Below are 11419 nucleotides of genomic sequence, written 5' to 3' on the forward strand. Positions count from 1 at the left end.
CTCAGTGTCCCGCTCCCTGTGCGTCGGCGACCGACGATCCGAGATACGCCTCCTGCACCCGCGCATTGGCGCGAACGGCAGCCGGCGTGTCGAAGGCAATGACCTCGCCATATACCACCACCGCGATCTTGTCGGCCAGCCCGAACACCACGCCCATGTCGTGCTCCACCGTCAGCAGCGTCTTGCCGACGGTCACGTACTTGATGAGCGAGATGAAATGCGAAGTCTCGGTCTTGCTCATGCCGGCCGTGGGTTCGTCCAGCAGGATCACGCTGGCGCCGCCCGCGATGGTCACGCCGATCTCCAGTGCGCGCTGCTCGGCGTAGGTGAGGTTCACCGCGTGTACGTCGCGCTTCTTCTCCAGGCCGATCTGCTTGATGAGCTCCTCGGTGCGCTCATTGGCATCGTCGAGGTTCGAGAGGAAGCGCAGGAAGGTGTACTTGTAGCCCAGGCTCCACAGCACACCGCAGCGCAAGTTCTCGAAGACCGTGAGCTTCGGAAAGATGTTGGTGATCTGGAAGCTGCGCGACAGCCCGAGCCGGTTGATCTCGTAGGGCTGCTTGCCGTCGATGCGCTGGCCGTTGAGCAGCACCTCGCCGCTGGTGGGTGCAAGCCGGCCGCTGATCAGGTTGAACAGCGTGGACTTGCCCGCACCGTTCGGCCCGATGATGGCGATGCGCTCGCCCGCCGTCACGGCCAGGTCGACCCCGCGGATGATGTCGGTCTTGCCGAAGCTCTTGCGCAGGCTCTTGAGTTCGAGTGAATAGGTCATGCCGTCTCCCGCCGCTTGATCTCGGCTTCGATTTCTTCCTGCGCCTGGCCCCAGACCTTCGCGAAGCGCCGGCGGAACACCTCGAACACACCCAGCCCCACCGCCAGCAAGGCCATCGCGACGACCCAGCTCGTGACCGATGAGGTGTCGAGTTGCAGGCCCGCGAACGGCACCATGGGCCCGAGCGCCGCGTTGAGCTGCATGTGATAGATCATCTCGACAATGGCCGCCGCGCCCGCGAGCACGATGGCCGCACCGATGAACAGGCCCACGTACAGCAGGTAGAAGCGCTTGATCTTGCCGAACAGCGCCACGCGCACGTTCATCATGATCAGGCTGGCCACGCCGCCCGGCGCGAACATCACCATCAGCAGGAACACCAGGCCCACGTACAGCAGCCAGGCCTTGCTGAGTTCGGACAGCAGCACCAGCGCGAACACCAGCAGCGCCGCACCGATGATCGGCCCGAAGAAGAAGGTCGCACCGCCGAGGAAGGTGAACAGCAGGTAGCTGCCCGAGCGCAGCCCGTTCAGGCTGTCGGCCGCATTCACGATCTCGAAGTTGATGGCCGCCAGCCCGCCGCCGATGCCCGCGAAGAAGCCCGCGATGATGAAGGCGTAGTAGCGCACGCGCTGCGTGTTGTAACCGATGAACTCCACGCGCTCGGGGTTGTCGCGCACCGCGTTCAGCATGCGCCCGAGCGGCGTGCCGGTGAAGGCGAACATCAGCCCGGTGCAGATGAAGCAATACACGGCGATCAGGTAGTACACCTGGTTCTGCGGCCCGAAGTTGATGCCGAAGAACGAGGCGCCGTACACGCGGTTGGTGGTGATGCCGCCCTCGCCGCCGAAGAAGCTCGGGAACATCAGCGCCATGGCGGCCACCAGTTCGCCGAGGCCGAGCGTGATCATCGCGAAGGTGGTGCCCGACTTCTTGGTCGACACATAGCCGAACACCATGGCGAAGAACATGCCGCCGAGGCCGCCCACGAGCGGAATGAACACCAGCGGAATCGGCAGCTTGCCGGCGCCGGCCAGGTTCATCGCGTGGATGGCGATGAAGGAGCCCAGGCCCACGTACACGGCATGTCCGAAGCTGAGCATGCCGCCCTGCCCCAGCAGCATGTTGTAGCTCAGGCAGATGATGATGAGATAGCCGATCTGCGACAGCATGGTCAGCGCCAGGCTGCTGGTGAAGATCATTGGCGCCACGATCAGCAGCAGCGCGAAGAATGACCAGATCAGGATGCGGCCGATGTTCAGCGGCTTGAAGCGGTAATACCGGGTCGGCGCCTTGGCTGAAGCGGCTGGTGTGGTTGTCGTTGCGGTGTTCATGGCGTCAGTCCTCCCGCGTCCCGAGGAGGCCCTTGGGCCTGAAGATGAGGATCAGCACCAGGAACAGGTACGGAAGAATGGGCGCCACCTGCGAGATGGTGAGCTTCAGCAGTTCGTAGCCGAAGGTCTGGTCGCTCACTGCCACGCCAAAGGCCTGCAGGCCGGTCGCGAGCGACTGGTCCATGGCCACGGCGAAGGTCTGCACGATGCCGATGATCAGCGAGGCCAGGAAGGCTCCCGCCAGCGACCCCATGCCGCCGACCACCACCACCACGAAGATGATGGAGCCGACCGAACCCGCCATGGCCGGTTCGGTGACGTAGGTGTTGCCGCCGACCACGCCCGCAAGGCCCGCCAGCGCGGCACCGCCGCCGAACACCAGCATGAACACGCGCGGCACGTTGTGGCCCAGCGCCTCGACCATGTCGGGGTGCTTCAGCGCCGCCTGGATGACCAGGCCGATGCGCGTGCGCGTGAGCAGCAGCCACACCGACACCAGCATCAGGACCGCCACGAGCATGATGAACGAGCGCGACTTGGGAAACTGCGTGCCGTAGAGCGTGAAGAGCGGCCCCTGCAGCGCCGACGGCAGGCCGTACGGCACCGTGGAGCGGCCCCACACCAGTTGCACCAGTTCGAGGATGAGGTACGAAAGGCCGAAGGTCACCAGCAGCTCGGGCACGTGGCCGAACTTGTGGACCCGGCGCAGGCAGTAGCGCTCGAAGGCCGCACCCAGCGCAAACACCAGCAGCGGCGCAATGAAGAGCGCCGGCCAGAAGCCGACGATGCCCGACAGCGTGTAGGCGAAGTAGGCGCCCAGCATGTAGAAGCTGGCGTGCGCGAAATTGAGCACACCCATCATGCTGAAGATCAGCGTGAGGCCGGAGCTCAGCATGAACAACAGCAAGCCGTAGCTCACGCCATTGAGCAGCGAGATGACGAAGAATTCGACGTTCATCGGTCTTTCGTGTCAGTAAGAAAAGAAAAAAGGCCCGAGTGTTGAAGTCGGGCCTCGACCGCTTTGGCGCGTTCCCGTACTCAGGAGGGACGCTTCATCTGGCACGAGGTCGGCGTGCTGGCCACGTAGGCGTCGTAGAACTTCACGGGCGCCAGCGTGTAGCCGGTGTTCTCCGGGCTGTACGGATACTTGGCGCTGGCCTTCTCCCACTTGGCGATGTACAGGCCCTGCTGTGCCTGGTGGTCGGTCTTGCGCAGCTCGATGTCGCCGTTGAAGCTCTTGAACTTCAGCCCTTCCATCGCGGCCGCCACCTTGACGGGGTCGGTCGACTTGGTCTTCACGAAGGCTTCGGTCAGGGCCTGGAACACGGTGTAGATGTCGGAGGTGTAGAGGTCGTCGTTGAACTTCTTCTTGAACTCTTCGGCGTACTTCTGCATGTCGCCGCCCATGTTGTAGTGGGCATAGCTGACCTGATAAACCTTGCCGTCGGATGCGGCGCCCATGGCGGTCGGCGTGCCCGTGGTCACGGCGTAGTAGGTGTAGAACTTGACGTTCAGGCCCGAATCGTTGGCCGACTTGATCAGCAGGGCGAGGTCGGAGCCCCAGTTGCCGGTGATGACGGTGTCGGCGCCCGAGGCCTTGATCTTGGCGACGTAGGGCGCGAAGTCGCGCACCTGGGCCAGCGGGTGCAGGTCGTCGCCGACGATCTGGATGTCGGGGCGCTTGTGCTTCAGGTCTTCCTTGGCGAACTTGGAAACCTGCTGGCCGTGCGCGTAGTTCTGGTTGAGCAGGTAGACCTTCTTGATCTCCGGCTGGTCCTTCATGTAGGTGGTCAGCGCTTCCATCTTCATCGACGTGTCGGCGTCGAAGCGGTACTGCCAGTAGCTGCACTTGCTGTTGGTCAGGTCGGGGTCGACCGCGGCGTAGTTGAGGTACAGCGCTTCCTTGCCGGGATTGCGCGCGTTGTTCTTCTCGAGCGCGTCGATGATGGCCAGTGCGGGGCCGGAACCATTACCCTGCACGATGTAGCGCGCGCCCTGGTCGAGGGCCGAGCGCAGTGCGCTGGTGGTTTCCTGCGGACTGAGCTTGTTGTCGATGCCGATGATCTCGAACTTCACGCCCGCCGCATTCTTCTTGTTGAATTCTTCGGCGAAGAACTGGAAGGTCTTGAGCTGGTTCGTACCGACCGCGGCCATGAGGCCCGACAGCGGGTCGAGCCATGCGATCTTGACGGTTTCACCCTTCTGGGCAAGGGCGCCGGTGGCGGTGGCAGCGATGACGGCTGCGGCGGCGATTTTCAGAGCGAAATTCAATCTATATCTCCTGGTCAAACCGATTCGAAACGCCGCACGAGAGTACAAGCGTTTGCAGCCCCTCCCCTCAGGGAATGCCCGTAAGAGGGGTGCCGCAAAGGCCCGTTTCTATCGCGCATGCGACACCGCGTTTCTCCAAGCTGCTACCCACGGGTAGACATCTGCTACCCGCGGGTAGGAAACGCGCTCGCAAAGACGCTCATGGGCGCTTCATCTGGCAGGTGGTGGGCGTGCTCGCCACGTACGACTCGTAGTACTTCACGGGAACATTCGTGTAGCCGGTGTTCTCCGCGTCGTACGGGTACTTGGCGCTGGCCTTCTCCCAGCGCGCGATGTACAGGCCCTGCTGCAGCTGGTGGTCGGCCTTGCGCATCTCGACCTCGCCGTTGAAGCTCTTGATCTTCATGCCTTCCAGCGCCGCGGCCACCTTGACCGGGTCGGTCGACTTGGTGGCGGCGAAGGCCGCGTCGAGCAACGCGAACACGTGGTAGATCGAGGACTGCGTGAGGTCGTCGTTCATGCGCTTTTTGTAGCCCCCGAGCAGCCTCTGGATCTCCCCGCCCATGTTGTAGTGGGCGTAGGCGACCGTGTAGACCTTGCCGTCCGACGTGGCGCCCATGGCCGTAGGCGTGCCGGCGCCCGGCGCGTAGTAGGTCAGGAACTTGACGTTCAGGCCCGAGTCGTTGGCGGCCTTGATGAGCAGCGACAGGTCGGAGCCCCAGTTGCCGGTGATGACAGTGTCGGCGCCCGAGGCCTTGATCTTGGCGATGTAGGGAGAGAAGTCGCGCACCTGGGCCAGCGGATGCAGGTCGTCGCCGACGATCTGGATGTCGGGGCGCTTGACCTTCAGGTCTTCCTTGGCGAACTTGGACACCTGCACGCCGTGGGCGTAGTTCTGGCCGAGGATGTAGACCTTCTTGATGTCGGGCTGGTCCTTCATCCAGGTGGTGAGCGCCTCCATCTTCATGGAGGTGTCGGCGTCGAGCCGGAAGTGCCAGTAGCTGCACTTGCTGTTGGTCAGGTCGGGGTCGACGGCCGCGTAGTTCATGTACAGCAGCTCCTTGCCCGGATTGCGCGCGTTGTTCTTCTCGATGGCGTCGATGATCGCGAGCGCGGGGCCGGAGCCGTTGCCCTGCATGATGTAGCGCGCGCCCTGGTCCTGCGCCGAGCGCAGCGCGGCGGTGGTTTCCTGCGGGCTGAGCTTGTTGTCGAGCGCGATGATTTCGAACTTCACGCCCGACTGGTTCTTCTTGTTGAACTCTTCTGCAAGGAACTGGGTGGTCTTGAGCTGGTTGGTGCCGACCGCCGCCATGAGGCCGGAAAGCGGGTCGAGCCAGGCGATCTTGACGGTCTCGCCCTTTTGAGCGAATGCAGCCGTCAGGCTCACCAACATTGCACAGGCAGCTACTGACTTGATAGCAAATTGCATGAAGAGTCTCCAGTTTGTAAGGCGGAGTGCCAGCCTACAAGCGCCCTTTTTTTCGCCGCACAGGGATTGCCCGCAAGCTTGGCCGCCGAGGCGGAATTCCTATCGCCTGCGCGACAGCGCGGCAGGGCTCGCGCGGGTCTTCAAAGGGTCGGCAGCTTGTAGTCCTTGAGCAGTTCGCGCAGCCTGGTCTTCAAAATCTTGCCGGTGGCGCCGATGGGGATGGCTTCCACGAACACCACGTCGTCCGGGATCTGCCATTTGGCGGTCTTGCCCTCATAGAACTTCAGCAGTTCCTCGCGCGTGACCTCGGCATTGGGCTTCTTCACGACCGCGATGATCGGCCGCTCGTCCCACTTGGGATGGAACACGCCGATGCACGCGGCCATGGCCACGGCCGGGTGCGCGACGGCGATGTTCTCGATCTCGATGGAGCTGATCCACTCGCCGCCGGACTTGATCACGTCCTTGCTGCGGTCGGTGATCTGCAGGTAGCCCTCGGCATCGATGGTGGCGACGTCGCCGGTGGGGAACCAGCCGCGATTGCGCGCATCGGGAATGAGCGGGTTGCCGCCCTCGCCCTTGAAGTATTCCTTGACGATCCACGGGCCCTTGACCAGCAGGTCGCCATAGGCCTTGCCGTCCCACGGCAGTTCGTTGCCGTCGCCATCGACGATCTTCATGTCGACGCCAAAAATGGCACGGCCCTGCTTCATGCGGATCTGCAGCTGGGCGTCGGCCGGCAACGACAGGTGCTTGTTCTTGAGGGTGCACAGCGTGCCCAGCGGGCTCATCTCGGTCATGCCCCAGGCGTGCAGCACCTCGACGTCGTAGATGTCCTGGAACGCCTTGATCATGGCCGGCGGGCAGGCCGAGCCGCCGATGACGGTGCGGTTGAGCTTCGAGAACTTCAGGCCATTCGCCTGCATGTGGCCCAGCATCATCTGCCACACGGTGGGCACGCCGGCCGCGAAGGTCACGCCTTCGGATTCGATCAGCTCGTACACCGACTTGCCATCCAGCGCGGGGCCGGGAAACACGATCTTGCAGCCCACCAGTGCGGCCGAATACGGAATGCCCCAGGCATTGACGTGGAACATCGGCACCACCGGCAGCACCGAGTCGCGCGCCGACAGGCGCATCACGTCTGGCAGGGCCGCGGCATAGGCATGCAGCATGGTCGATCGGTGGCTGTAGAGCGCGGCCTTCGGATTGCCCGTGGTGCCGCTCGTGTAGCACATGCTCGACGCGGAGTTCTCGTCGAAAGTCGGCCATTCGTAGTCATTGGACTGCGCGCCCATCCAGCCCTCGTAGCTCACGAGGTTGGGAATCCCGCTGTCGGCGGGCAGCTTGTCGGCATCACAGAGTGCAATCCATTTCCGGATCGTGGGGCACTTGGCGTGCACCGCCTGTACCAGCGGAAGGAAGCTCAGGTCGAAGCACAGGATCTGGTCTTCGGCATGGTTGGCGATCCACGCGATCTGGTCGGGGTGCAGGCGCGGATTGATGGTGTGCAGCACGCGGCCGCTGCCGCTCACGCCGTAGTACAGCTCCAGGTGGCGGTAGCCGTTCCAGGCCAGCGTGGCGATGCGGTCGCTGAACAGCAGCTGCTCGCCGTCCAGCGCATTGGCCACCTGCCGGGCACGCGATGCGATACCGCCCCACGTCGTGCGGTGGATGTCGCCCTCGACCCGGCGCGAGACGATCTCGCCGTCGCCGTTGTGGCGCTCGGCAAACTCGATCAGCGACGAGATCAAAAGCGGTTGGTCTTGCATCAAACCCAGCATCTACGGACTCCTGAAAGAAATGACTTCATGAACTTGCGGACATCGGATTCACGCAAGCTTCGGCGACTTTCACAATGACACAAACCCGCACTGCGGAATCTGGCCTCGAATTCCTGGCCCGGTGCGCGACCCCCCATACTTCCGGCCGCCGAGCACGCGGAAAATTCTAGGAACCGGCGCCGTTTTCACCCCTATCGCAAGGAAGCCAAACGAATGACTTCAGGAGCCTCCGTGCCGCACCGCCAGCGTGGGCCGCAACGCCGGCCGACCGGCGGCATCCCGCAGCCTGAGCTGCGTACCAGCTCGGCCGCCTGGCTCGAAGGCGTGCTCTCGATGTTCGAGGCCGAGGGGCTGGACGTGCCCTCGCTGCTGCGCGACGCCGGCTTCGATCCCGATTCGCTGCACCGGCAGAACACGCGCATCCCGGTCGACGAGGTCACGGTGATGTGGCAGCTCGCGGTAGCCCGCGCCGGCAAGCCCACGCTGGGCCTGCAACGCGACCTGGCCGCCACGCACAGCAAACTGGGAACGGTGGGCCATGCGATGTCGTGCAGCGCCACGCTCGGGGCGGCGCTCGCGCGGCTGGCGCGCTACATGGCCGTGATTTCGGATGCGACCGGCTTCTCGCTGCATCCCGAGCCGCGCGGCTGCTGGCTGTCAATGGAACACACCGGCGGCAGCCTGCCGATTCCGCGCCAGCGCGTCGAATACGCCCTGCTGACCACGCTGATGCAGTGCCAGTGGCTCACGCGGCGCGAACTGCAGCCGCTGGCGATGGAGTTCGTCTATCCCGCGCCGACCAGCGACCGGCTGCACCGGGAGGCCTTCGGCTGCGAGGTGCGCTTCAATGCAGCGGCCAACCGCCTGCTGCTGTCGAGCGCCGACATGGCAATGCCGCTGCCCACCTACCACGAGACGCTCGGCGAGATGCAGGAGCATCTGCTGGACGAACAACTCGACCTGCTGGGCCAGGCCACCACAAGCAGCCTGGTGTGCGCCGAGATCGCGCGCCGGCTCCAGCACGGCGAGCCGCGCCGGCAGGACGTGGCCTCGGGTCTGGGCCTGGCCGAGCGCACGCTGCAGCGGCGGTTGCAGGAGGAGTCGGTGTCGTTCCAGTCGCTGCTCGACCGCACCCGTCGCGAGCTGGCGCAGCAGTACCTTGCCGACGACCGACATACATTGACCGAAGTAGCCGACAGGCTGGGCTTCGTCGACAGCAGCAACTTTTTTCGCGCCTGCAAGCGCTGGTTCGGCGTGCCGCCAGCGCAATACCGGGCGCGCATCTGGAATGGGCCTGCCGCACTCGCGGCCTGAGGGCCGCGGGCCGCGATGGCCCGTTCGGCAAGGGGTTACGCGCTGTGCCGGACAATCCGGGCATGAGCTTGCTTGCTGAAGACACCGAGGTCGCGGACCTGGGGTTGCGCTGGAAACCCGGTTTCGCCGCCTTGGGCCCGGCATTTTTCACTGAACTGAGGCCGACGCCCCTGCCCGATCCGTACTGGGTGGGCCGCAGCGAAGCCGTAGCACGCGAACTCGGGCTGCCGGCCGGCTGGCATTCGTCGGACGGCACGCTCGCTGCCCTGACCGGCAACCTGCCCGTCGCCGGCAGCCGCCCCTTCGCGACGGTCTACAGCGGCCACCAGTTCGGCGTGTGGGCAGGCCAGCTTGGCGACGGACGTGCGATCACGGTCGGCGAGACCGAAGGCGGGCTCGAAGTGCAGCTGAAGGGCGCGGGCCGCACGCCTTACTCGCGCGGCGGCGACGGCCGCGCGGTGCTGCGCTCCAGCATCCGGGAGTTTCTCTGCAGCGAGGCCATGCACGGCCTCGGCATCCCGACCACCCGCGCGCTGTGCGTGACGGGGTCCGACGCCCGCGTGTACCGCGAGGAGCCGGAAAGCGCGGCCGTCGTGACCCGCGTCGCACCGAGCTTCATCCGCTTCGGCCACTTCGAGCACTTCGCGGCCAACCAGCGCGAAGATGAGTTGCGCGCGCTGGCCGACTACGTCATCGACCGCTACTACCCGGCGTGCCGCACCACCGGGCGCTTCGGCGGCAACGCGTATGCCGCCTTCCTCGAAGCCGTGAGCGAGCGCACCGCCGCCCTGCTCGCCCGATGGCAGGCCGCGGGCTTCTGCCACGGCGTGATGAACACCGACAACATGAGCATCCTCGGGCTCACCATCGACTACGGCCCGTTCCAGTTCCTCGATGGCTTCGACCCGCGCCACATCTGCAACCACAGCGACACCAGCGGGCGCTACGCCTTCAACCAGCAGCCCAACGTGGCTTACTGGAACCTGTTCTGCCTCGCACAGGCGCTGCTGCCGCTGATCGGCGACCAGGAAGTCGCGGTGGCCGCACTGGAGTCGTACAAGACCGTGTTCCCGAACGAGTTCGAGGGCCGAATGCGCGCCAAGCTCGGGCTCGCGAGCCCGGCCGAAGGCGACCGCGCGCTGATCGAAGGCGTGCTCAAGCTGCTGGCCGCCGGCAAGGTCGACTACACCATCTTCTGGCGCCGGCTCTCGAACCACATGGCCGACGGCAACGTCGAGCCGGTGCGCGACCTGTTCCTGGACCGCGAGGGCTTCGACGCGTGGCTGCTAGCGTTTTCGGAGCGCCATACGACCACTGGACGTACGCAAGCCGCCGATCTGATGCTCAAATCCAACCCCAGGTTCGTGCTGCGCAACCACCTGGGGCAGCAAGCGATCGAAGCAAGTCAGCAAAAAGACCACTCGGGTGTGGCAACCTTGCTGGCTGTGCTCGAGACCCCATTTGAAGAACATCCCGACGCCGACGCACTCGCCGGCTTCCCGCCCGACTGGGCCTCCACGATCGAAATCAGCTGCTCATCATGACCACTCCCGTACAGAAGACCGACGCCGAATGGAAAGCCCTGCTCGCTGAAAAAGGCGCCGAGCCCGCGGCCTTCGAGGTGACGCGCCACGCGGCCACCGAACGCCCCTTCACCGGCAAGTACGAAGCGCACTGGGACGACGGCACCTACCACTGCGTGTGCTGCGGCGCCAAGCTGTTCGAATCATCGACCAAGTTCGATGCCGGCTGCGGCTGGCCCAGCTTCTCTGAAGAAGCGGTGCCCGGCGCCATCAGGAACATCGTCGACCGATCGCACGGCATGGTGCGCACCGAGAACGTGTGCGCCAATTGCGGCGCCCACCTGGGCCACGTGTTCCCTGACGGCCCGACCGAAACCGGCCTGCGCTATTGCATGAACTCGGCGTCGCTCGACTTCCATAAAAAATGAAACTGCTCCTCGACTTCTTTCCCATCCTCCTGTTCTTCGGCGCCTACAAGCTCGCCGACATCTACACCGCCACCGGCGTGCTCATGGCCGCCACCGTGGTGCAGATGGCCATCATCTATGCCATGGAGCGCAAGCTGCAGGCGATGCAGAAGGCCACGCTGGTGCTGATCCTGCTGTTCGGAACGCTCACGCTGGTGCTGCACGACGACCGCTTCATCAAGTGGAAGCCGACGGTGCTGTACGGCGCGATGGCCATCGCGCTGGCGGTGGCGCTCTGGGCGCTGAAGAAGAACTTCCTCAAGATGCTGCTGGGCTCGCAGCTCGAGCTGCCCGACCGCATCTGGGGCCGGCTCAACGTGGCGTGGATCGGCTACTGCCTGTTCATGGCGCTCATCAACGGCTACGTGGCGGCGTACTTCACGACCGAGGCCTGGGTCAACTTCAAGCTCTGGGGCTATGTGTTCCCGATCGTCTTCCTGGTGGCGCAGGGTCTCTATATTGCGCCGCACATCAAGGGCGACGACAAGCCGACCGCCTGATGCGCACCGCCTCCCTCCCCACCGC

General features: G+C 64.6%; 10 protein-coding genes. 4 read left to right on the forward strand and 6 right to left on the reverse strand.

The window, feature by feature from the left end:
• Window position 1: 1 nt before the first annotated feature.
• The 6 genes from ACCD11_RS26610 to ACCD11_RS26635 all read right to left on the reverse strand — a co-directional run bounded on the left by ACCD11_RS26610 (window position 2) and on the right by ACCD11_RS26635 (window position 7590).
• Window positions 2-772 (reverse strand): ABC transporter ATP-binding protein, encoded by a 771-nt coding sequence (locus tag ACCD11_RS26610; RefSeq protein ID WP_413316118.1) that lies wholly within the window; start codon window positions 770-772, stop codon window positions 2-4.
• Window positions 769-2106 carry a branched-chain amino acid ABC transporter permease gene (locus ACCD11_RS26615; RefSeq protein WP_413316119.1) on the reverse strand — a complete coding sequence of 446 codons (1338 nt, stop codon included), beginning with the start codon at window positions 2104-2106 and terminating at the stop codon, window positions 769-771. The genes ACCD11_RS26610 and ACCD11_RS26615 overlap by 4 nt, the downstream gene beginning before the upstream one ends.
• 4 nt (window positions 2107-2110) lie before the next feature.
• Entirely contained in the window at window positions 2111-3064 is a 954-nt protein-coding gene (locus tag ACCD11_RS26620) for a branched-chain amino acid ABC transporter permease (protein ID WP_413316120.1), read from the reverse strand.
• Window positions 3065-3144: 80 nt separating this feature from the next.
• Window positions 3145-4377, reverse strand: coding sequence for a branched-chain amino acid ABC transporter substrate-binding protein (locus ACCD11_RS26625; protein ID WP_007837794.1), 1233 nt, complete (start codon window positions 4375-4377; stop codon window positions 3145-3147).
• A 199-nt stretch (window positions 4378-4576) separates the two neighbouring features.
• Window positions 4577-5806 (reverse strand): branched-chain amino acid ABC transporter substrate-binding protein, encoded by a 1230-nt coding sequence (locus tag ACCD11_RS26630; protein WP_007837795.1) that lies wholly within the window; start codon window positions 5804-5806, stop codon window positions 4577-4579.
• 140 nt (window positions 5807-5946) lie between these two features.
• Complete coding sequence (locus ACCD11_RS26635; protein WP_007837796.1) at window positions 5947-7590, reverse strand: 3-(methylthio)propionyl-CoA ligase; 1644 nt, start codon at window positions 7588-7590, stop codon at window positions 5947-5949.
• Window positions 7591-7821: 231 nt separating this feature from the next.
• On the opposite strand from ACCD11_RS26635, the gene ACCD11_RS26640 reads away from it, so the two are divergent.
• The 4 genes from ACCD11_RS26640 (at window position 7822) to ACCD11_RS26655 (ending at window position 11394) form a co-directional block, all read left to right on the forward strand.
• The gene (locus ACCD11_RS26640) at window positions 7822-8904 is read left to right on the forward strand and encodes an AraC family transcriptional regulator (protein WP_007837797.1); all 1083 of its coding nucleotides are present in this window, start codon (window positions 7822-7824) and stop codon (window positions 8902-8904) included.
• A 62-nt stretch (window positions 8905-8966) separates the two neighbouring features.
• A complete protein-coding gene (locus ACCD11_RS26645) occupies window positions 8967-10448 on the forward strand; it encodes a protein adenylyltransferase SelO (protein ID WP_413316121.1) in 1482 nt (493 codons plus the stop codon).
• Window positions 10445-10855 (forward strand): peptide-methionine (R)-S-oxide reductase MsrB, encoded by a 411-nt coding sequence (gene msrB / locus ACCD11_RS26650; RefSeq protein ID WP_007837799.1) that lies wholly within the window; start codon window positions 10445-10447, stop codon window positions 10853-10855. The genes ACCD11_RS26645 and msrB overlap by 4 nt, the downstream gene beginning before the upstream one ends.
• Window positions 10852-11394, forward strand: coding sequence for a septation protein A (locus ACCD11_RS26655; RefSeq protein ID WP_007837800.1), 543 nt, complete (start codon window positions 10852-10854; stop codon window positions 11392-11394). The genes msrB and ACCD11_RS26655 overlap by 4 nt, the downstream gene beginning before the upstream one ends.
• Window positions 11395-11419 lie beyond the last annotated feature (25 nt).

The organism is Variovorax sp. Varisp36 (assembly GCF_047304235.1).
In the GTDB taxonomy this organism is placed as follows: Bacteria; Pseudomonadota; Gammaproteobacteria; order Burkholderiales; family Burkholderiaceae_C; genus Variovorax.

Coding starts and splice junctions, on each gene's coding strand:
- ACCD11_RS26610 (WP_413316118.1), bottom strand. CDS start 772: ATGACCTATTCACTCGAACTCAAGAGCCTGCGCAAGAGCTTCGGCAAG.
- ACCD11_RS26615 (WP_413316119.1), bottom strand. CDS start 2,106: ATGAACACCGCAACGACAACCACACCAGCCGCTTCAGCCAAGGCGCCG.
- ACCD11_RS26620 (WP_413316120.1), bottom strand. CDS start 3,064: ATGAACGTCGAATTCTTCGTCATCTCGCTGCTCAATGGCGTGAGCTAC.
- ACCD11_RS26630 (WP_007837795.1), bottom strand. CDS start 5,806: ATGCAATTTGCTATCAAGTCAGTAGCTGCCTGTGCAATGTTGGTGAGC.
- ACCD11_RS26635 (WP_007837796.1), bottom strand. CDS start 7,590: ATGCTGGGTTTGATGCAAGACCAACCGCTTTTGATCTCGTCGCTGATC.
- ACCD11_RS26645 (WP_413316121.1), top strand. CDS start 8,967: ATGAGCTTGCTTGCTGAAGACACCGAGGTCGCGGACCTGGGGTTGCGC.
- msrB (WP_007837799.1), top strand. CDS start 10,445: ATGACCACTCCCGTACAGAAGACCGACGCCGAATGGAAAGCCCTGCTC.
- ACCD11_RS26655 (WP_007837800.1), top strand. CDS start 10,852: ATGAAACTGCTCCTCGACTTCTTTCCCATCCTCCTGTTCTTCGGCGCC.